At 65.5% G+C, this 21,830-nt stretch carries 15 protein-coding genes and 1 riboswitch; of the genes, 2 read left to right on the forward strand and 13 right to left on the reverse strand.

The annotated features are described in order from the left end of the window. Positions 1–240 precede the first annotated feature (240 nt). From JJJ16_RS06155 to glyA, 3 genes are all read right to left on the reverse strand, one after another. A complete protein-coding gene (locus JJJ16_RS06155) occupies positions 241–1,068 on the reverse strand; it encodes an exodeoxyribonuclease III (RefSeq protein WP_219751768.1) in 828 nt (275 codons plus the stop codon). 129 nt (positions 1,069–1,197) lie between these two features. Continuing rightward, entirely contained in the window at positions 1,198–2,106 is a 909-nt protein-coding gene (locus JJJ16_RS06160; RefSeq protein ID WP_219751769.1) for a bifunctional methylenetetrahydrofolate dehydrogenase/methenyltetrahydrofolate cyclohydrolase, read from the reverse strand. 2 nt (positions 2,107–2,108) lie between these two features. Beyond that, positions 2,109–3,392 carry a serine hydroxymethyltransferase gene (gene glyA, locus JJJ16_RS06165; RefSeq protein WP_007589995.1) on the reverse strand — a complete coding sequence of 428 codons (1,284 nt, stop codon included), beginning with the start codon at positions 3,390–3,392 and terminating at the stop codon, positions 2,109–2,111. 39 nt (positions 3,393–3,431) lie between these two features. Beyond that, positions 3,432–3,516, reverse strand: a riboswitch (ZMP/ZTP riboswitch). A gap of 309 nt (positions 3,517–3,825) precedes the next feature. On the opposite strand from glyA, the gene JJJ16_RS06170 reads away from it, so the two are divergent. Further along, the gene (locus tag JJJ16_RS06170) at positions 3,826–4,521 is read left to right on the forward strand and encodes a sugar transferase (protein WP_219751770.1); all 696 of its coding nucleotides are present in this window, start codon (positions 3,826–3,828) and stop codon (positions 4,519–4,521) included. Between the two features lie 618 nt (positions 4,522–5,139). On the opposite strand, the gene JJJ16_RS06175 is transcribed toward JJJ16_RS06170, so the two are convergent. From JJJ16_RS06175 to JJJ16_RS06190, 4 genes are all read right to left on the reverse strand, one after another. Continuing rightward, on the reverse strand, positions 5,140–5,919 hold the full coding sequence (locus JJJ16_RS06175) for a WecB/TagA/CpsF family glycosyltransferase (protein ID WP_225905012.1): 780 nt from the start codon (positions 5,917–5,919) through the stop codon (positions 5,140–5,142). Between the two features lie 5 nt (positions 5,920–5,924). Beyond that, complete coding sequence (locus JJJ16_RS06180; RefSeq protein WP_219751772.1) at positions 5,925–9,389, reverse strand: fibrinogen-like YCDxxxxGGGW domain-containing protein; 3,465 nt, start codon at positions 9,387–9,389, stop codon at positions 5,925–5,927. Positions 9,390–9,615: 226 nt separating this feature from the next. Then, the gene (locus JJJ16_RS06185; protein WP_219751773.1) at positions 9,616–13,071 is read right to left on the reverse strand and encodes a fibrinogen-like YCDxxxxGGGW domain-containing protein; all 3,456 of its coding nucleotides are present in this window, start codon (positions 13,069–13,071) and stop codon (positions 9,616–9,618) included. A gap of 116 nt (positions 13,072–13,187) precedes the next feature. After that, the gene (locus JJJ16_RS06190) at positions 13,188–14,675 is read right to left on the reverse strand and encodes a flippase (RefSeq protein WP_219751774.1); all 1,488 of its coding nucleotides are present in this window, start codon (positions 14,673–14,675) and stop codon (positions 13,188–13,190) included. Between the two features lie 59 nt (positions 14,676–14,734). Here JJJ16_RS06190 and JJJ16_RS06195 point away from each other — a divergent pair, with 59 nt between their 5' ends. Next, positions 14,735–15,388: a hypothetical protein gene (locus tag JJJ16_RS06195; protein ID WP_219751775.1), complete on the forward strand. Its 654-nt coding sequence runs from the start codon at positions 14,735–14,737 to the stop codon at positions 15,386–15,388. Here JJJ16_RS06195 and JJJ16_RS06200 read toward each other — a convergent pair. From JJJ16_RS06200 to JJJ16_RS06225, 6 genes are read right to left on the reverse strand one after another with little or no spacing between them, the layout of a single operon-like run. Continuing rightward, a complete protein-coding gene (locus tag JJJ16_RS06200) occupies positions 15,309–16,826 on the reverse strand; it encodes an O-antigen ligase family protein (protein WP_219751776.1) in 1,518 nt (505 codons plus the stop codon). The genes JJJ16_RS06195 and JJJ16_RS06200 overlap by 80 nt on opposite strands. Then, positions 16,823–18,166: a glycosyltransferase family 2 protein gene (locus JJJ16_RS06205; protein WP_219751777.1), complete on the reverse strand. Its 1,344-nt coding sequence runs from the start codon at positions 18,164–18,166 to the stop codon at positions 16,823–16,825. The genes JJJ16_RS06200 and JJJ16_RS06205 overlap by 4 nt, the downstream gene beginning before the upstream one ends. After that, positions 18,163–19,542, reverse strand: a complete 1,380-nt coding sequence (locus JJJ16_RS06210) for a hypothetical protein (RefSeq protein ID WP_219751778.1) — start codon at positions 19,540–19,542, stop codon at positions 18,163–18,165. Before JJJ16_RS06210 ends, JJJ16_RS06205 begins: the two co-directional genes overlap by 4 nt. Then, positions 19,539–20,447, reverse strand: coding sequence for a glycosyltransferase family 2 protein (locus JJJ16_RS06215; protein WP_219751779.1), 909 nt, complete (start codon positions 20,445–20,447; stop codon positions 19,539–19,541). The genes JJJ16_RS06210 and JJJ16_RS06215 overlap by 4 nt, the downstream gene beginning before the upstream one ends. Next, positions 20,440–21,234 carry a CDP-alcohol phosphatidyltransferase family protein gene (locus tag JJJ16_RS06220; RefSeq protein ID WP_219751780.1) on the reverse strand — a complete coding sequence of 265 codons (795 nt, stop codon included), beginning with the start codon at positions 21,232–21,234 and terminating at the stop codon, positions 20,440–20,442. The genes JJJ16_RS06215 and JJJ16_RS06220 overlap by 8 nt, the downstream gene beginning before the upstream one ends. Beyond that, a complete protein-coding gene (locus JJJ16_RS06225; RefSeq protein WP_034463946.1) occupies positions 21,231–21,725 on the reverse strand; it encodes an adenylyltransferase/cytidyltransferase family protein in 495 nt (164 codons plus the stop codon). Before JJJ16_RS06225 ends, JJJ16_RS06220 begins: the two co-directional genes overlap by 4 nt. Between the last annotated feature and the right edge of the window lie 105 nt (positions 21,726–21,830).

Here is a 21,830-nt window from a genome sequence, read left to right on the forward strand (position 1 = left end):
GGACCGCCCCAGCAATTTCGCACGTAATTCCCGCACATCTTATTCAAATATTGAATTCAGACCGTTGGAATTGCAACGTTTTCACGGATTATTAAAACTTCACCCAATCGAATTACGTGCGAAATGTTGGGAGCAAGTGACGGTGGCGGCTACAGGTACGCCACAGACGACGAACACACCGCATAGACGAAAGGCCGCGGCCAGGAAGCATTCCCAGGCCACGGCCTCGTCGTTAAAATGTCAGATCTCGTAGGTCACCGAGACCGGCGCGTGATCCGAGAAGCGCTCCGCGTACTCATCGGCGCGGCCGATCTCGAAGGAACGCGCGCGCTCGCCCAGGGCGGGCGTCGCGTACTGATAGTCGATGCGCCAGCCCGCGTTGTTGACGAAGGCCTGACCGCGCCACGACCACCACGAGTAGGGGCCCTGCACGTCGCCAGCCAGGTCGCGCACGGTATCGCGCCACCCCTCCTCCACCCACTGGTTGAGGAAGGCGATCTCCTCGTCGAGGACGCCAGCGCGCTTGTTGTGGTTCGGCTTCCAGTTCTTAATATCAGCCTCCGAGCGCACGACGTTGAAGTCGCCGCACACGAGCGAGGAGATGCCTCCGGCGGCCTCTTCGGCGATCAGCTCAGCCATACGCGCGCCGATGCGGGGCAGGTGTGCCATCTTGGCCTCCTGCTTGGGAGTGTCCTTCTCGCCTGAATGGAAGTACGCAGAGACGACTCGCACGGGGGTGTCACCGCCCTCGGGACGCACGACGGCCTCGAGCCAGCGACCCGAATCCACGTCCGTCTCGGCGTCGTCGAGAATCAGGCGAGGCTCACCTTCCAGGACCGCGCGCCCACGGCGCACCGCCACAGCCACACCCGCGCGACCCTTGATACGGCAGGGAACCCACACGCTCTCCCATGCCTCGCCCATGATCTCGCGGGAGATCTCCTCAGGCGCGCGCACCTCCTGCATAAGCAGCACGTCCGTATCGCTTGCCTCCAGCCAGTCGAGGAAGCCGCGCTTGTGGGCGGCGCGGATACCGTTCAGATTCACGGTGGTCACCGTCAGAGTCATCGTTTTCTCCTTACGCGAGTTTTCTTCAGTTTAGAGGAACGAGGAGGCGCGGCGAGGAATGGACATCCTCACCGCGCCTCCTCTTCGTTCGCGCGCGACCTCCGCGTTTGCCGAGGCCACGCGCGCCTGTCAGTTCGCGCTGATTCCCGCCTGGCGTTCGGCCGCCTCGACGACGTTCGTCACGAGGAGGGCCCGCGTCATCGGGCCAACGCCGCCGGGGTTGGGGCTGAGCCAGCTGGCCACCTCATCGACGCCATCCGCGACGTCACCCATCAGTCGAGCCTTGCCATCCTCGCCCTGCACGCGGCTCACGCCGACGTCGAGGACGATGGCGCCGGGGGCCACCATGTCGCGGGTGATGATCCCAGCGGAGCCCGCCGCGGCCACGATGACGTCCGCACGACGCACGTGATCAGCCAGGTCGGTCGTGCCCGTGTGGCACACGTCGACCGTCGCGTTCACTTCCTTGCGCATGAGCAGCAGGCCGATCGAACGGCCCACGGTCACGCCTCGACCGATGACGCACACGTTCTTGCCGGCCAGGTCGATCCCATGGCGTTCCATGAGCTCGATGACCGCGCGCGGCGTGCACGGCAGGGGCGAGTCGATGGGACCCGAGCCTCGCAGCACAAGGCGTCCGAGGTTCATCGGATGCAGGCCGTCCGCGTCCTTCGCAGGGTCGATACGCTCCAGAACGGCGTTCGTATCGATGCCGCGCGGCAGCGGCAGCTGCACGATGTAGCCCGTGCAGGCAGGATCCGCGTTGAGCTGATCAATCGCAGCCTCCACCTGTCCCTGCGTCGCATCAGCGGGCAGGTCCACGCGGATCGACTCGGCGCCGATCTGCGCGCAATCACGATGCTTGCCGGCGACGTAGGCGACGGACCCGGGGTCCTCGCCCACGAGGATCGTGCCGAGGCCCGGGACGACCCCGGCCTCGCGCAGACGATCGACGCGCTCCTTCAGCTCCGCCTTAATGGCGGCAGCGGTCGCCTTGCCATCCAGGACCCCGGCGGGGCCCTCCCAGGGAGCCCTCACGATCAGAGCCCGGCGTACAGCGGGTGCTTGTCCGTCAGCTTCTTGACGCGGGCGCGCAGGGCGTCCACCTCAACGTTGCCGCCGGACGCACCCTGAGACAGGGTCGTGCCAATGATGTCCGCAACCTCGGCGAAGTCCTCGGCGTCGAAGCCACGCGTCGCGAGGGCGGGGGTGCCGATGCGCAGGCCCGAGGTGACGGCCGGCGGACGGGGATCGAAGGGAACGGCGTTGCGATTGACGGTAATACCGACCTCGTGCAGCAGATCCTCGGCCTGCTGACCGTTGAGCTCGGAGTCAACCAGGTCGACGAGGACGAGGTGCACGTCGGTACCGCCCGTGACCAGCTTGATGCCGGCCTTCTTCGCGTCGTCAGCGCCCAGGCGCTCAGCAATGATCTGCGCGCCCTCGAGGGTGCGGCGCTGGCGATCCTTGAATTCGTCGGTCTGCGCAACCTTCATGGCGATGGCCTTCGCGGCGATCACATGCATGAGGGGGCCACCCTGTTGTCCGGGGAACACCGAAGAGTTCAGCTTCTTGCCCCACTGCTCGCCGCGCGAGGACAGGATCATGCCGGAACGAGGACCACCCAGGGTCTTATGGACCGTCGTCGTCACCACGTCAGCGAAGGGGACGGGGTTCGGGTGCAGTCCCGCGGCCACGAGGCCCGCGAAGTGAGCCATGTCCACCCAGAGGGCGGCGCCGACCTCGTCCGCGATGTCGCGGAAGGCCTGGAAGTCAAGGTGACGCGGGTAGGCGGACCAGCCGGCGATGATGACGCGCGGACGCTCCGCGAGGGCAGCCTCACGAACCTTCTCAGGCTCGATGCGCATGGTCTCGCGGTCAACCTCGTAGGCGACGGCCTTGTAGTTCTTACCCGAGAAGTTCAGGCGCATGCCGTGGGTCAGGTGACCGCCGTGGGCCAGCGACAGGCCGAGGATCGGGTCGCCGACGTTCGCCATAGCCATGAGTGCGGCGGCGTTGGCCTGCGCACCGGCGTGGGGCTGAACGTTGACGTAGTCGCCGCCGAAAACCTGCTTCGCACGTTCGATGGCGAGGGACTCTGCAACATCCACGAACTCGCAGCCACCGTAGTAGCGGCGGCCCGGGTAGCCCTCGGCGTACTTATTAGTCAGGACCGAGCCCTGCGCCTCCAGGACCGCGCGCGGGACAAAGTTCTCCGAGGCGATCATCTCGAGAGTGTCACGCTGGCGACCAAGCTCGGCGTCCAGAACGGCCTGAATCTCAGGATCCAGCTGCGCAAGTGTCATGTCATTGAGGGAATCCATGGGGTTCTCCTATTGATCATCCGATGATGGTTGGCAGTGGCCTCTAGCCCAGGCGGGCGGCTATCGATGCCGACGCGTCGCTCCCCGGTGGTGGCCCACCTATTCGCCAGTCACGACACGCTGACCAGTCTATCGCTCGGCGGTTTTCTACGCATTCTGCCAAGGTGTCAGCAAGCTACCAGCTGGTCACAGGGCGCTCAGATCTGACTTGCACAACTCGTCAGGTGTACGAAATCACAGCCTTTTTTCGCTTGTACTTAACCCTTTGGTTAGCAACCAAGCTAACCATATGGATAGACTAGGGTTAACACCTAACGGTGACTGAGTTGCGCCAGGGACGTTTACCTAGTAAACACCCCAGTCCAGAGCGGATTTTCCGCCTCTAACCGACATGCAGCATTTGAGTTTGATGAAGTAGAAGGAAGACGCACAGATGACAACTTTGACGAAGCCCACCGCACGAGCCGCATCCACGGCTCTCGCATTCGAGCACGCGTCGGATCTTGCCGCCTCCGCCGACAACGCCATCAAGCGCATGTGCGACATTTTCGCAGCTCTTTTCGGCATTATCCTGCTGACCCCGCTGTGGATCATTGTCGCCGCGATGGTGCGCCTGAACGACGGCGGCCCCGCTTTCTTCACTCAGGAGCGCGTCGGCCTCGACGGCAAGACTTTTACCATGTTTAAGTTCCGCACCATGCGCGTGGACGCCGAAGAGCTCAAGGCCTCCCTCATGGAGGCCAACGAGGCCGACTCCTCCGCCGGAAATTCGATCATGTTCAAAATGGCCAATGATCCGCGCATTACGCGCATCGGAGCCTTCCTGCGCAAGACGTCGATCGACGAGCTGCCCCAGCTCTTCAACGTCCTGCGTGGCGACATGTCCCTCGTGGGCCCGCGCCCCCCGCTCCCCAGCGAGGTCGCGCAGTACGAACCCCGCGTGATGGGTAAGTTCGCCGTCCGCCCCGGCATCACCGGCCTCTGGCAGATCTCCGGCCGCTCGAACCTCTCCTGGGATGAGACCGTCCACCTGGACCTCTCCTACGCCCAGCACCGCTCCCTCACCCTCGACACGTGGATCATGCTTCAGACCATCCCCGCGCTCCTGCGTCACGAGGGCGCCTACTAAGCCTTTCCTCTCTGTGTGTGATTGGGTGTGGCCCGAGCCGATTGGCTCGGGCCACACCTTTATTCTCAACACCCCATCGCGTGCCCTCAGCGGCTCACCAGAACGCAAACAACGGCGCAAACACGCACACCTCGCCAATTGTGAGACCGCATCGACAAACAACCACCGCACGCAAGCGATCGATTCACGCCGCACGGCAGTGCACACACACTGAGCAGCCCATAGGTGTCACAAGAGTTTGACACCGGCACACAGGAGCGCCCTTTGGCACCCGCATCACAGGGAGGCGTCACACCCTCATAATATTTTGTGTGGGCTATACCATTCACTGCATAACCCTTTTTAAGCATCTATCCGGAAGCGTTTTGAGGCACGTTCAGCCCCACGCTCCCTCCCCCGCGTGCGTCCCTTGAACGCTCCCGAAAGCCGACCGCTGCTCATGCGCGAAAGAGGGCCTGACCTGCCACTTTCCACCTTGATGCAGCGCACGTCGCCATATGCAAGACCAGCCGCAGCATCCATAGACGCCGACAGCCATCACCAGCCGATCTGGAGACGCAGAGGAGGCCGGACCTCGCAGGGTCCGGCCTCCATTGCAACGACAAGCGTCAACCTCGGTCAGCGAAGCGTCGCGCCTCCGACCAGTCCGAGATCGTCGAAGCTCCCCATCGCCTCGAGCCTCGAGATGAGCTCGGGCGCGTGAGCGACGAAATCGAGGGCTTCGACGGTGTAGCGCTTCGTGAGGCGCTTGGGCTCGTGCGCGATGCGCCAGGCCCACCCGAGGCGGGCGGCATGCACCCAGTTCGGGAAATAGTCGTCGGCAGCGCGCGCGTACTGGTCGATCCAACCTCCCGCGGTGCACACGGATGCCTCGGGCAGGAGGTCGAGCACGAAGGACGCGACAACCTCCTGGAGGCCAGCCCCCAAGCCGACGATGACGAGTCGCGGGTCGAAGGCGGTGAGCACAGACGGATCCGCCTTCAATCGACGCAAGCCCTCGTAGCCGTCGATAACCTGGACGTCGAAACGCGACAGGCGCGCGGCGGCAGCCTCGCCGGCCTCGGGAACAGCCCCGATGAGGGTGATGCGGGTGCCGTCCTCGAGGCGTTCGAAGACGTGCGGCAGGACGAGGTCTGCGGAGGTGCGGGCGACCTCGTGGCCTGCTGCGCGCAGGCGCATCTGCAGGAGGGTCCCGTCGAAGCCGACGGTGTGCATGCGAGCAAGCGCACGGAAGTCGGCGTGCAGGAGGGACCAGTGGTTCAGCCACGTGGTCGCGTGCCCTCGAGTGAGCACGCGCTGTGCCATCGCGTCGAACGCGGGGTCGGTCGCGAGGGTGCCGACCGCGCCGGCGGCCTCGGCCTCTTCCGAGCCGCTGGCGGGGGTGGACGTCACGGACATGGAGATCACCTCACCAGGCTTGCCGTAAGATCGAAGGTCACGGACGATGCTTTTGCGTAGTTGGCGTGAGACTCAACGGCGATACGGTTGATGCCATCCTTGAGCACCTTGCGGGGCACCGTGATACGCACGAGGTTGTTCTTCGCCGCAGCGAGGCCCACGTTGGAGGAGGCTCGCGTATTGGCGTCGATCGTGCCCTCGGGCATGTTCACGCGCTTGATTTCGGTGCCGTTCACGTAGATGACTGCGCCATCATCAACGCGGACGTTGAGAATGACCTCGAAGTCAGCGCTGAGGGTACCGAAATTGACGTCACGCACGAAGTAGTTCGTGATGGCTCGGTCCGCCGCCGGCATCGTGAAGGGTGTTCCGGCGTCACGGTCGCCCCAGCCGAGCGGGCTGGCGCCGTGCTTCCAGGAGGACAGGTCGGCGGTGGAGTTCCACGCCGGATCCGGTGCTTCCTTGGAGTTCCAGTAGTTCCAGTACATGCCGGGGTACAGGAAGTTACCGAAGTTGAATGCGGACACGTCGAGGACCTCGAGGGGCTTGTCCGGGTCGGGCGTGAGCGGAACTTCCGGCTGCGGCTGGGGTGCCGGCTCCGGATCGGGCGCGGGTTCGGGAGCAGGCTCGTCGCCCTTGGTGACGACCTTGACCATGCCGTCGATGGTCATCGACGAGCTGGAGCGGTAGTTCAGGTGCGTTTCGACGGCCAGCGTGTTCGTGCCGGCGACCAGCTTGTCCGCGGGGACGAAGACCAGCTGTCGGTCGGCGCGCGCGGCGGGCGTCGAGACGGACGCGTTCGCGAAGGTCGAGGCATCAACCGCTCCGTCGGCCATACGCTGGCGAGCCACCTCGTTGCCGTTGACGTACACCACGGCACCGTCATCCGCCGTCACGGCGACGTTCACGCCGCCGATAGCGCTCGGGTCAGCGACCGTGAAGTTCACGCGTGCGTAGGTGGTGACGGGGCGGTTCTTGGCCGCGCCCGGGGTCAGCGTCGTGTTGAGTCCGGGGCCACCGTAGCCGATCGGGGAGGCGCCGCGGCTCCATGCGGAGTCGTCGAACGAGGTCTGGGCCCAGTTCTCGGCGACCGGATCGGTCGACCAGTGGTACGCCCAGGTGTCGTCCTCATCCACGAGCAGCGTGGCGTCGTCGGGCTGGGTGGGCTTGCCGTTGGAGCCGACCGTGTAGACGTGGGTCGAGGCACCGCGCAGGCCGTCGGAGGCCACCGCGCGCACGAAGAAGCGGTTCTTGCCTCCCAGGGGCACGGTCACGGAGTTCGAGGTCGTGGTGGCGATCGGACGATCGTCACGCAGGATGTCGTAGGAGACGGCACCGGGCACGGAGGACCACTTGAGGGTGACTTCCTTGGAGTTGCCGCCTGAGGCGCGCAGGTTCGCGGGGACTGCGGGGGCGGTGGCGTCGCGCGCGGGCATGCGCACGAAGCCGCCGGACCACTGGCCTGCCGTCAGGGACGTGTAGGAGTAGTTGAAGTCGCCGCCGGCCCACAGGGCGCCGTCGTCAGCCATTTCGAGGGCCCACGCGCCAGTGAAGCGCTGGGAGCCGAGGCGGTAGGGGGTCCAGCCGAGCTGGCGGCCCGTGGCCTCGTCCCAGCCGCCGACCCACTGGATCTCGTCGGCTCGTGTCCACGTGGTGCCGAGCGTCAGGTACTGGTAGGCGTCCTGGAAGGTGAAGTCGGAGCAGTGGCACGAGGCGTAGACGACGCCCGTGGCGGAGCGGGTGGACGCCTGTAGGTCGCCACCGTTGTTCATGGTGATGGAGCCCGAGGTGCGCGTCATCGTGTCGGAGTTGTAGCCGAAGAGCGAGTGTTGCGAACCGCCGAAGTAGACGCGGCCGTTGCGCGCGGTGACGGTCTGCTGGTACTTACCGATCAGGTAGGAGTGACGGAAGGTCCAGGACTGGTCGAGCTCGGCACCGGCGGCGGTGGACAGTCGACCCGCATTTTCGACGACACGGTTGTGCGCGCGCGTGAAGTAGCCGGCCGCGTAGTAGTAGGTCTCGTTTTCGTCAACGTCGATATCAATGACGGTGCCGTTGAACTCGGGGTTCCACGAGCGGTCGGGCTTGCCGTTGATGTCGAGGCGGGCGCCGTTACGAGCGTAGGTCCACGACGCGCCATTGCCCTGGAAGTGGGTAAAGATACCGCCCAGGTAGATGTGGTCGTTGATGATCTTGATGGACTTCACCGAGACGCGGCCACCGTTGGTGCCGGTGCGGGCCTGCAGGGTCCACGACGGGTCGATCTGACCGGTCGCCGGGTCGATCAGAACCGTGCCGACATGGGTCTCACCGTTGACCTTCGTAAAGTCACCGGCGACGAGCAGCTTACCGCCCGGTAGCTCTGCGAGGTCCTTGACCTGATTGTTGAAGGAGAAGGTCTGACCGTTCCACTCCCCCGTCGTCGCGTCGAAGCCGGCGAGGCCGCTGGAAGCGATTTCCTTGCCGTTCTTGCCCTTCTGCACGCCGGTGAAGTTACCGCCCACGTACATGGTCGAGCCGATCTGCTCGAAGGCCTGGACCTGGATATTGCCTTCCTTGTAGGAACCGTTGAGGTTACCAGTCACGCCCCAAGACATCGGGGAGGCGAACTCGGAAGCGGTGGCCTTCTGCTTCTTGGCGGGCGTGCCACCGTCACCGATGGCGCGGAAGCTGGCGTCCGTGGAACGCAGCTGCGGACGCACGTAGGCCTCGGCGTAGGGGTTGATGATCGAGCCGTTGTAGTGGAAGTACGACGTCGAGGAGGACGTGTCGGCCCACGACGTGGCGAGGGGGCCGTAGCCCCAACCGAGCGTGTACTTGTTCTGCGCGGAGGCAATGAGGTTGACGTAACCCCACCCGGTGTTGGTGCCAAAGCCGGCCCACACGATGCCGCCGTTGACCCACGATTCACGGTTGAACTTCACGTCCACCGGATGAGCGCTCTTGAACGGCCAGATGAAGTCGCGCATCTTCGGGAAGCGCATGCGCACGGTCTGGTAGGCGGAGCCCTTGTGGTTCCAGGCGCGCTGGACCATGAGGCCGTCCTCGAGGTCGGACACGGGGGTGCCGCCGAGCAGACCGTTGACCGTCTGGTGCGAGGCCTGCACGACCTCAAAGTCACCGGCGGTGCGCGGGCGGGTCTTGAGCTTCTCCTGGTCGCCCTGCCCCTGGCTCCACGTCTCCCAGCCTTCACGGCCTCGTCCGATGAGGACCCAGCCGCCGCCGTCCGTGGTCTGGTCGCAGAAGAACTGGCCGGGGGCCTCCATGGTGGAGGTCTGCAGCCAGTACGTTCCATTCTGGGAACGCGGGTCATTCTGCTTGATTTCCCAGCACGAGGCCGCAGCCGTAGCCTCGCTCAGGCCATCATGAAGCGGATCGGCGGCCGCGTGGGCAGCCGGGGAGAATGCAAGCACGCTCAGGCCGGTCACTGATGCCAGTCCGAGCGCCAAGCAACGGCGCATAAAACTCATGGGGTCCTCACAGGTATTGCGTAAATAGTTACTTCTATAGTGTCACGATAATTGCCACCGTTCAACCACTTGGTTAGGACCGGGCGGGAGTCGTTTACCACATACAAGTCAACCCCTGCCGAAACGGCAGGGGTTGGACCTGTCAGCACGATTCACGAGCTGGATCGAACCATTTTCACTGGCTCACACCTCGTGCAAACTCGTGCGAAGAAAGACGATTCTTTCCTTATTTTGCAAGAGTTGCGTTCAGGTCGAAGGTCATCGAGGGCGAGCCCTTGTAGTTGAGGTGCTCCTCGACGCCGATGCGGTTGACGCCGCTCGTCAAGAGGCTCGCAGGGATGGTGACCTCGAGCAGATCGGAGGCTGCCTTGGCGGCGCTCACGGCCGAATTCGCGTAGGTCGTGTGAGTAATGTTGCCATCGGACATACGTTTCGTGTCGATGATCTTGTCATTGACTCGCAGGACGACGCCGTCATCCGCGCGCACCTTCACGGTCAGCGTGGTGTTCGGGGTGACCGCCCCCAGGTCGATGTCGCGCGCGAAGTAGTACGTCACCGCGCGGTCCTTCTTGGCAATATCGAGGGTGGTCACCGCGGCGGAGTCTCCCCAGCCGATCGGACCGGAACCGCGGTTCCAGCTCTGGAGGGAGCCGGTCGTGGCCCAGTCGGAGGCGGGGGCTTCCGTCGAGGTCCAGTAGTTCCACTCATCGCCGGTCTGGATGACCGTGCCGAACTTGACGGAGGCCGCGTTGATCGGCTGCGTCGCGTCGGTCGGATCGGTGCTGCGCTCGTCGGGAACAGAGCTGTTGTCGTCCGGTGTACCCTCCACGCGGAAGATGGAAGCCTGCATCGAGACGGTCGCGGTGCGCATGTAGTTGACGTGGGTTTCCACGGCGATCACGTTGTCACCGGTCTTCAGCGCCGATGCGGGGACGAAGACCTCGGAGGGGGATGCAGAGGCCGCAGCGAAGTTGGGAGCGGAGTCGGCGCGGGTCGTGTAGCTGACCGTGCCGGCACCCATGCGGGTACGGTCCACCTCGACGCCGTTGATGTAGACGACGGCACCATCGTCGGCCAGGTACTTGACGTTGATGCCCTTGAGGGCCTTCGCGTCGGCCACCTGGAAGTGCGTGCGGTAGTAGGTCGTCACGGGGCGCGAGCCCTTGGTGGCGATCTGGGTCGCGATCGCGGAGTCGCCGTAGCCCAGAGGCGCGGCGCCGGTCAGCCAGGCAGAGTCGTCGAACGAGGCCTGGGCCCAGTTATCGGGGGCGGCGCTGGCATCAGCGCGGTAGTTCCACGTGGCACCCGCTTCAAGGAGCACCGGGTTGGAGGCGTCCACCTGGCCGGGGGCCGGAGCGGTGTAGACCGCGGTGGTCGCGGAACGGTTGCCCTCAGCGTCAACGGCGCGCACGAAGTAGCGGTTCTCACCGCCGCGCGGCACCTCGACGCTCGTGGTCTCGGAGGTGGCGATCGGGCGATCGTCGCGCAGGATCTCGTAGGAGACTGCGTCGGAGACGCCTTCCCAGGCGAGGGTCACGGTGGAATCGTTCGACGCAGTGGAGCGCAGGAGGGAGGGCGCCTCGGGCGCGACGTTGTCACGGTTGTCGTATCGGGCAAAGCCGCCGTTCCACTGAGTGTGCGTGGCGTCGGTGTGGGAGAGGGTGAAGTCGCCGCCCACCCACAGGTTGCCGTAGTTATCGGTCTCAAGCGCCCAGGCGCCGGTCTTACGGAGCGAGGAGAGCTCGAAGGGGGTCCACTTGAGGCTCTCACCCGTGGCGGCGTTCCACGCGCCAACCCACTTGATCTCGTCGACGCGCGACCAGGAGCCGTTCATCGACCAGACGTACATGTCCTGGTAGGCAGCGTCGGAGCAGTGGCAGGAGCCGTAGATGACGCCCTTGGAGGACACGGTGGTGGCCTGCAGGTCACCTCCCATGCTGAAGGTCATAGCACCGGAGACGCGCTGGTTGGTGGCAGCGTCGTAGCCGAACAGGTTGTGCTCGGAGCCGCCGATGTAGACGCGGTTTCCGGCCGTGGCGATGGTCTGCTGGTACTTACCGGCAGTGGCGCTGGACGGCACGAAGTCGAAGTCCGTGTCCACGGCCGCGCCCGGCTGCGTGGAGAACTTGGCCGCGTACCAGGCGCGCTGGTTGCCGTGCGCCGTGGTGAAGTGGCCGCCCGCGTAGAAAGCGCTGTTCGCCTCGGAAACGCCAACGGCCTGAACGGCACCGCTGATCTCGGGGTTCCACGAACGGTCCGGGCGCCCGCTCAGGGAGACGCGTCCAGCATTACGCGCGTAGACCCGGGAGCTGCCACCGCCGGAGAGGTGGGTGAAGGCACCACCCATGTAGACGTTGCCGTCGTAGTAGGTCAGGGCACGAACGCTCACGGCGCCGCCGCGCAGCGCGTTGGTGATCTGTAGGTCCCACGAGGGGTCGATCTGACCGGTCGAGGGATTGATGACAACGGTACCGGAGTGGGCCTCGCCGTTGACGCGGGTGAAGTCACCGCCGACGAGGAGGCGGCCGTCAGGCAGGGCGAGGAGGGCCTTGACCTGCGCGTTGAAGTCGAAGGTCTGGCCGGTGAAGTCGCCGGTGGCCACGTCAAATGCGGCCAGGCCTCGAGAGGAGATCTCGGCGCCCTTCTCACCCTGCTTGACGCCGGTGAAGTTGCCGCCCACGTACATGGTGGAGCCGACCTGGGCGAAAGCCTGGACCTGGATGTTGCCTTCCTTCACGGAACCGTTGAGGTTGCCGCTCACGCCCCACGAGGTCTTGGCCGCATACGGGGAAACGGTAGCTGAGACCGTCGAGCCAGCCAGGCCCTCGTCGGGAATGCGGGTGAAGGCAGCCGAATCCGAGGAGATGCGCGGACGCACGTAGGCCTCGGCGTAGGGGAAGACCGTCAGGCCCGACTTGCGGAAGAAGGAGGACGCCGAGGTGACGTCACCGGTCCAGTTGGAGGCGAGAGCGCCGTAACCCCAGCCCGTCTTCCAGCCCGTTGTACGGGCCGAGGGGTAGGTCTGCAGACCGTTCCACTCATTGTCATATCCGGTCAGGCCCCACATGAGGCCCGAGCGCCAGCCGCCCTTATCGAGCTGGACATTGACCGGGTGGGCCATCTTGAAGGGCCACACGAAGTCCGTCATCTTCGGGAACTGAAGATCCATGGTCTGGTAGGAGCGGCCCGACGCGCTCCACGAGCGCATGACGCGCACGCCGTCGACCTGGTCCTTGACCGGCTCATTGTTGAGGAGCTCGGTGACGGCCTTGTTGGAGAGCTGAACAACCTCGAAGTCATCGGAGGTCCGCGAGCGAGAGGTCAGCTTCGCGGGATCGCCCTTGCCGCCGCTCCAGGATTCCCATCCTTCACGGCCGCGGCCGATCAGGACCCAGCCGCCACCATCTGTCGTCTGGTCACAAAAGAACTGGGCGGGGTGATCCATCGCAGGCGTCTGGAGCCAGTATGCGCCGTCCGCTGCCTCGGGATTCCGCTGCTTAATGTCCCAGCACGACGCGGCGGCCGTCGCGGCGCTCGAACCATCGCGAACAGCAGCCTGACCGGATGCCGAATCTCCCTGACCTGCACCAACAGCGTGAGCCATCGGAGCGAGCGCGAGGGAAGCGCAGGCGACAATCGGCGCAGTTGCAAGGATTGCAAGGCGCGAAATCACAGAAGCCATGACACGACCTTTCGGAGGGAATGGAAACTTGTTGCATAAATAATTACACAACAATCCCCATCAGATCAACCGAATGGTCAAGTCAAACTTTCACAGGTGCATCACGCGCCCCATCCCTACCCCCGACGACGCCTCGCCAGGGACCCAAGTCCCGACAGGTGCAGACGATCCCTAAACATCCAGCAAACACAAGCGAAAACCAGGACCGAGAGCACCGATCCGCCAATGGTCGCAACGAAAGAATCACGCCCCAGCCACCACGCTATACACTCGCCCGGAATCACCGCAGATACGCACACAACCAGGATCGGCTTGACCACTTCTGACAATTTCGGTGTCACACCAATAAACCGCGAGACCTGAACGGTTGCCATGGCTGCGTCAAGCACCATGCACACGGCCCAGACGATCGCCGCAGCGACCATTCCTCCGCGAGGAATAAAGATGACGTTACCCACAACGTTGAGGGTAAGGACCACGATCTTGTTGACCGCTGCCCACCCGGAGCGTCCACTCATGATGAGCAACGAGTGAATGTTTCCCGCCATGAAAGTCACGATGGAGCCGACGCACAGGACGACGAGGACGTTCGCGCCGGGGGCAAAGCCGTCACCAAGGATGCGCATGAGCGCGGGCGCGTAGATCGCCATGAGGGCGTAGATAGGGGCAGCGAACAGAACGAGCCAGATCGAGGCCGTGCTGTAGAGGTCGCGCAGCTCCTTCGTCTTACCCTGGTGCAGGAGTTTGGAGAACTGCGGGGAAACGACCACCCGCAGAGCCGTGTCGACGACCATGCCCGCCTGGATGAAGCGAATGGCACCACCGTAGATGCCCGAAGCCGCATCGCCCGCCAGGAGACCGACGAGGAGCACGTCGAGCCACTGCAGCGCCTGCTCGAGGCCGGCGGTGAGGGTGCGGGGCAGAGCGAAGGACACGACTTGACGACGCCGCTGGGCACTCGGCCAACGGCCCACCGAGTCGGCCGCCGAGGGCATATGCCTGAGCAGCAGCCACCACGCGGCAACGAGGACGACGACGAAGGGCAGCGCCCACGCGACTGACACGAAGGCCAGCGACCCGGTGAAAGCGGCCGCGAGGGCAACGAGGAGCGGGCGCAGGCCGGGCAGCAGCAGGTTCTGAACGAGGACGTACTCGCGCATGTTGCCGAGCGCCCGCAGAGCGGCGGATGCGACGAGGGTGAGGGCGCCGATCGGCACGAACCACAGCACCGCCCGCGTGGAGGCCGCAACCTGCGCGTTCCAGATCAAGGGAGCCACGGCCTCGAGAATGAGGACGCACACAGTGGAGACGCCCACCGTCATGGAGGCCATGAAGGACAGGGTCGCGCGGATCTCCTCGGGAGCATCCAGGGACAGGCGAGGCATCAGGTAGATGGCGGTCGAGTCGAGGCCTACCTTGGCCAGGGCCATGACGATCGCGAAGACACCGGTTGCCTGGGTGACGATACCCGCACCCTCGGCACCCAGCATGCGCGACAGGATGATCGTGAACGCGAAGCCCAGGACCGCGGAGGCAGCCGCTCCGATGAAGCCAACGATGCCGCCGCGCGCGAGGGAACGCCTGGCTTGATTTGCCTCACTCATGATTAACCTTCCCGCTACCGCGCGGTAGCCTTTCTCTATAACCTACCGATGGGATACACATGGACTTCATCAACTCGCTCTCCCCTACCCGCAAGAAGAGCCTGCTGGCAGCCGCGATTCTCCTCATCATTGCGCTCGTCATCGCCGGCTTCCTGCGCCTGACGGGCTCCTCTGAGACGGATGCGGCCGCCTCCGCGGCGTCCGGCGCGCAGAGCACCGAGGAGGACCCGCAGTCCGACATCCCGCAGTCCGTCGCGAAGACCATCGCCCCGCAGTCGGGCGGACCCGCAAACGAATCCGGTTCACTGGCCACGGACGCCGAGGCCGCCGGGCAGGCCACCTTCGTCATGAACACCCTGTGGGACGCGTACACGGACCCCGAGCAGGCTCGTGCGACCGACCTGTCTTCCGTGCTCACTGCCTCGGCGCTGGAGGAGTTCGACGCGCAGGCTCTCGAGTGGACGAGGGACGGCACCCACACCACCGGCTCACCCACCCTCGAGGACGTGCACATCCTCAGCGATGACGGTGCCGGAAACGTCACGGTCTCGGCGTGCGTCGACTCTTCTAACGTTCGCGTCCTCAACGACGCGGGAACTGCGCTGACGGACGACACGACCATGACCCGCGCCCTCACCTATTTTCTGTTTGTGAAGGACGGCGGCGCGTGGAAGCTGTCCGGCTTCTCGTTCCCCGACGACCCGACTTGTTGAGTCGAGCAAGCATGTCAGTGGCAAAAGCCCCGTCGTTCGCGGCGGGGCTTGTCCATTGCCCCATGCGCACCGCGCGCTTGGCACGAACGGTCCCGGCGACGCTACCAGCGTTCGCGCGACCATCGCGCTCGACCTCGGCGCGCTTGATCGGATCGCTCTCCTCCTCGAGGTGACGCGACAGGAGCGCCACCGCGACGACGGAGATCATGAGGCCGGTGTTCATGCCGTAGTAGAACTGCTCCACCAGGGTCGCCAGGATGATGCCGCCCAAGATCGAGCCGTACACGTCCGTGGCTCGCCAGATGCGCGGGAACATGCGCAGGAACAAAGCGAGGAACAGCGCCAGGCCGACCAGGCCGTAGGAGAAGATGACCGTCCAGAACTGGCCCTGCGTGCCCAGAGAGGGCAGCCACGGCGAGGCCGAGGGACGCGGGGCGCCGAAGCCCAGGAGCGGGGACTGCTGGAGCTCGTAGAGCGTCTCGAGGTAGTTGGAGGCACGGTCTTCCGTCGAGGAAGAGGCCGCGACGCGTTCAAGGAGCGACTGCGAGGCCGGGGTGGCCAGCCACGCGATCACACCCACGACGATGGCCGCGACAATACCCAGGACGGTACGCCAGGCTCCCGCGCGCAGGCGCTGGAAACCCACCCACACGACGATGACGATGAGGCCGATATACATGCCGCGGTTGAGCGTCGCGGCTGCCGGGATAACCGACAGCGCGCACACGGCGGCCACGATGAAACGCCACTTGGAGCGCTCGCGCCACAGCACGTAGGCGAAGACGAGCGCGAGCGGGAAGATCAGCGAGTAGACGTTGCCGTAGGTGTTGGAGTAGATGAAGGGGGCCGACGGGCGCGGGTCGGAGAGGATCCACGACGAGGGGTTCCACTGGGTGGTCGCGCGCTTCGTGAACTCCTTGACGAAGTCGTTGGAGTGCAGGGCTCGCGGCACCAGGTAGTACATGAGCGTCTTGAAGCGCAGCGTCGGCGCCGCCATGGCGATAAAGCCACCGATGGTGGTCGACGCCAGGAAGCCCCACATCGTGCCGGTAATCGTGCGCACACTCAGTGACTTGCGCGCATTGAAGGCATAGACCGCGAAGATACCAGGCGAGATCTCCAGCAGGAAGCGGTAGAACGCGCCAATGACGCGCCCGCCCGTGTCGAGCATCGTCATCGAGGCCAGCACCCACGCCAGGAAGAACACCCACAGGATGGATCCGGGCGGGAAGCGCAGGCCGTGTCGGCCGATCATGAACACGAGCATGATCGACGCGAACAGCGGCCACATCAGGTCACCGGAGCCGAGAACCCACCACAGGAAGTACGCCGAATAGGCCACGACGAAGGGCCACGCAGGCAGATCCTGCGCGTCCTCTCGTAGCGGCCCGATTTGGGCGGGGGCGGGTTTGGCCCAGATTCCTCGGCGTGGGCTCACGCGTTACCGTTCCCTTCGCCGGTCGTCTCCGTCGCGGACGAGGCCTGGGCCTCCTCAGCACTGCTCGGTGCGGTCACGCTATCCTGCACGGGGGCCGACTCCGCCTGTCGCGGGGTACGAAGCTTGTTGCGCTTGCGCGACGACAGGTAGAGGAAGGGACCCTCGAGGAACCCCTTGATCTCGGACTTAGTGAGCGAGCCGGGCACGTCCTCGTCGGTGCCGGCAACGCGAGCGCCACCGGGCTTGACACGATTGAGGACTCCGGGCACACGGGTCGCGAGCGTACCGAGCACGGAGGGCTTGGCGATAATCGCCTTCGTCAAAAGGGCCGCCATGCCGGAGCCGTTGCCGCGGATCTGCTTGTCCAGGCCGGCCTCGTCGACGCGGTGACGGTGATGCACGAGGGCGTCGGGCGTGTGGATGATGACATCGCCCGTGGCCAGGATGCGCGAGAACATGTCGAGGTCCTCGCCGCCGCGCGTCGAAGTGCCGGCGCCCAGCGCCGGATCGAAGGGACCGACCTCCATGAGGACGTCGCGACGCATGGCCATGCACACGCCTGCACCCACGCGGGCCGTCGTGATCGGGAACAGCGGGCCACCGTCACCCTTCTCGCCCAGGACCTCCAGGCCCTCGGGGATATCGCCGACGCACCACACGCGCGGGGACATGTCCTTGGGGAAGCCGCCGCGCGACTCAAACCACCGCTGGGGCGCGTAGCGCTGCTCGAGGGGCAGCGCGATGCCCGTCGTCGCGGCAACGTACGGCGAGGCCGTGAACGGGTCGATCATGGCGGTCAGCCAGTGCGGGTCGACAATCGCGTCATCGTCCGTGAAGACAATGACCTCGCCGCGAGCAGCCAGCACGCCGCGGTTGCGGGCGCGAGACAGACCCGGACGGGACGCAGAGACGATACTCAGGCGCGTATCGTCGATACCCGCGAGCTTCTCCCGAGTCAGGCCCGTGTGCGGAGCGTTATCCACCACGACGAGCGTGAAACGCTGGTGATCCTGAGCCAGGATGGCGCGCACAGCATCCTCGAGCATGTCGCACGAGCCGACCGTGCACATGACGACGGTCGCGTCCACATCAGCGCCAGCGCCCTCTTCCCAGCCGCGCGCGGGGGCCGGTTCGACCTCGAGCACGCGAGGATCGGTCTCCGGATGGTCCGTGCCCTCGATCTCGACGAACGCCGAGTTACGGCCGTTGTCGCGTACGAGCACGAGCGCTCGCGGATCCGAGGGGTCACCCGAAATCAGCTGGGAGACGCGCGCGGTGCGGTCAACGTGCCAGATGGAGGCGGCCTTGTCGTCGGCCACGATGGTTTCCTCGGCGCTCACTTCTTGCCCTTCTTCGAGGAAGTCTTGGCCTCCGCCTTCTTGGAGTCAGCCTTCTTGGAGTCGGCCTTCTTCTCTTCGGCCTTCTCGTCCTGCTCAGCCTGCGCCGCATCAGCGGACTGGGCCTGCGCCTCGTCCGTGGGGACGATAACCTCGGCCGACTGAGCGGGAGCGGTCGGAGCGGAGGCGGGCGCGGCCACCTGGTCGCCCAGGTAGATCATGCCGTTCACCTCGCGGTTGATGATCGCCAGCTCATCGAGCAGGTGGTGCAGCTTCTTCAGATCGTGGCCCTTACGCACGGCGACGAGGACGTGACGGGAGGGGCGGACCTCGTCAAGGAGCGAGGCGAGGGGCTGGTTGATGTCGATGAGGCGCGGCGCGGGCACGCGGGTCTCAGCCAGCGAGGCGGACAGGACGCGGTGCAGATCGCGGGCCTGCGGATCGGACGCGTCGACGATCAGGTCAACCCAGTGGTCGCGATCGATCGCCATCGCAAGCATGCGGGTGGGGGCGAGCCACGGCTCGGGGGAGCCCTCCTCGGCGCTCCACACGGGCAGCGCCGTCAGGTCGGCGAGCTGCGTGGGCGAGATCAGGGAGCGCGAGCGGGTCTCACGGATGAGGACCAGGACCAGGCCGGCGAAGACGCCGACAACGGTCGAGATCAGGATCAGGCGCGCCTTCGAGGGCGAGACCTCGTCGCTCGAGGCCGCGGCCGGGGTGATGACGCGGCCGGCGGTGGCGTGGTAAGGGGCGAGCTGCTCGGCATCCTTCGCGAGCTTGGTCAGCTCCGTGCGGATCTCGGAGGCGCGCGGGTTTTCCTTCGTGTTGCCGTCCTCGTCGGTCAGAGGCTGGAGGGAGGCAAGTTCGGTCTCGAGGGCCTGGATCTGCTCGTTGATGCCGGCTGCCATCTCGTCGGCGCGCTGCTCGACGAGAGCGGTGCGTTCGGTCAGGTAGGCGTTGGCGATCGCGTCGGCGGCATCAACGGCCTGCTGGCGAGTGGGCGCCACGTACTCGATCTTGACGATCGTGCCGTTCGTGTCGCCGGAAACCTCCACGTTGGAGCGAAGCTCCTCGGCGGTGACACCATTGCCAAGGCGGGCAGCCGCGACATCGAGGACGGCGGCAGACTTCGCAATGCCCTGCTCGGTCACCATATCCGTCGTATTCGACAGGGAGGCACGCACGGCGGGAGCCGGGGTAATCGACGGAGACGTCACGGTCATCGACACAGCCGCCGAGTGCGACACGGGGATACCAACGGCGACTGCAACACCTACGACCAGGCCGGCCACGGTCCCCGCAACGATCGAGGTCCAGCGCCGTGCCAGCGCGTGACGAAGGATCTGCTGGCCGCCCATGGGCGGAGGGGTCAGGATCATGACTGTTCTCCTTGGAGGTGAGAGCGCACCCACGCGGCGCGCGCATTGAGCCGGCGCTCAAGAGCGCGGCGAGACGATGCGGGTCGAGAAGCGACCCCCTGAGTGTAGACCTGCACGAAGCGGTCGAGCTCACGCTCGGCCTCGTCGCGAGGAAGCGAAACGAGCGAGACCAGGCGCGGCAGCTCCTGGCCCGTCAGAGACATCGAAAGCTCAGCGAAGGCCTGGGCCTGCTCGGGATTCTTCCACGAATCCGAGCGCCACGAGGCGTTTCCGGTGACCTGGCCCGGGTGGATGCGGTACAGCAGACCCCAGGGCGCGATGCGGCGGATGCGACCGCCCGCGGACGCCACGCGCATCCACAGGTCGTAGTCCTCGGCGGGAACGCTGCGGTAGCCGCCGACGCGATCCATGATCTCGCGGGTGGCGAGCATGGTCGGGTGGCACACGGGGTTGGTGAGCAGCAGGTGCCAGCCCATGTCCTCGGGCGTGATCTCGTAGGGCATGCGGGGCACCGGGCGGGAGCCGCGCAGCTCGATCATCTGCGTGAAGACCATGTCGTCGCCGCGCTCGATTGCGCGCATCGTGCGCTTGAAGCGGCCTTTGAGGGACACATCGTCAGCGTCCATGCGCCCCACGAGGCGCGAGTCGGTGCGCTCCATGAGCTGGGTGAGGACGCGGGAGACGCCGCCCTCGCCCGGGGTGATGTCCTCGATGCGCAGGCGAGGATCGACCACTCCCCCACGCGACGCGCCGCGGATCGCCTCGCCGACCGTCGAATCAGACGACGAGTCGTTGCCGACGACCAGCTCGGCGTCACTCGGCATGGCCGCCAGCGTCGAGGCCACGGCACGCGTGATCGTGCCCGCCGCGTTACGCGCGGGCAGCAGGACGGACAGCTCAGGCACGGGACTCCCCCTGCGTGGCTGCCTCCTTGGCGGCCTGCTTGGCGGCCGCGTCCAGGGCGCGCAGGTCGCGGAAGCGGCGACGCAGCGAAATCGAGGAATGCGCAACCGCAATAACGGCGAGGAACGTGTAGAGCACCATGAAAGGAACGCCGAAGCCCCACGCCGCGAAGGACCAGCACAGCACGCCCGGGTCGGTGGGCAGCAGCACGAAGGAACGCAGGTTCCCGCCGCGCGTCTGCTTGCGGCCCGCCGCGCGCACGAACTGCTCGGCGAGGATCTGGCTCATAAACTGGCCCGACGTCACCCATCCGTAGACAAGCGCGACGATAGCCAGCCACCACGACTCGGGACGGTAGACCATAACCGCGGCGGCGGTGCAGAAGTGGATCGCGGGGGAACGGAACGCATCGGCGACATGATCCACCCACTCGCCCGTCTTCGAGGACGCACCCGTAACGCGCGAAACCTGGCCGTCCGCGGAGTCGAACATGAAGCCAACCGCGAGAGCCGTGCCCACGATGAGGCCCGTCCACCAGGCCGGTTCAAGCGCGACGAGGACGATGAGGCCCAGCGTCGAGAAGCACACGGAGATGAAACTGACGAAGTTCGGGGTCCAGCCAAAGGCCGCACAGGCGGCCGCGACGATGCGCGCAGCGCCGCGGTTCACCCAGCGCATGTACGCGGGAACGCCCGCGCCCGGCTTCTGCGCGGCAGCGAGCGCGGAGCGGTAAGCGCTAAAACGCGTCCCCCACGAGGAACCCGGCTCGAGCACGACGGGCAGGCTCACTGCGCCTCCCCTTCCGCCTTTTCCGCGTCCTGCGCCGGGGCCTCGTCAGAGAAGTCCTCGGGCGCAATGAAACGGCGCAGCTTCGTCGACGACGTCGACGGCGTGTACGGCAGGTAAACGACGCGCGCGCCAACCTCGGCCATCTCGGCCTCGAGCGCGGCGCCCTTCGGAGTGTCCTTCCAGTCGTCACCCTTGAAGAGGACGTCGAAAGGCTGGAGACGCCACGCGAGGCGCTTGTCCTGGTCCAGGTCGACGACAACCGCATCCACGAAACGCAGCGACGACACGAGGTCACAGCGCTCCTTGAGGGGGATAACCGGGGCGCGGCCCTTCATACGGATGAGGGCCTCGTCCGAGGTCACGCCGACGACGAGGCGATCGCAGCGCTCACGCGCGGCGCGCAGGATGTTGAGGTGTCCCTGGTGGAACATGTCAAAACCCCCGGGCACGTAGCCGGTGATGGGGGTGCGTTGCTGAGTCGTTTCGTCCACGTAACAAGTGTGCCATTTATCAGGCGGTCAATGCGACACTTACCCACTAAATGACCGAAAGATCACGTCTTAGCGTTCCCCACCAAGTGACAAGACACCCCACAC

Source organism: Schaalia sp. ORNL0103 (assembly GCF_019429565.1).
In the GTDB taxonomy this organism is placed as follows: domain Bacteria; phylum Actinomycetota; class Actinomycetes; order Actinomycetales; family Actinomycetaceae; genus Pauljensenia.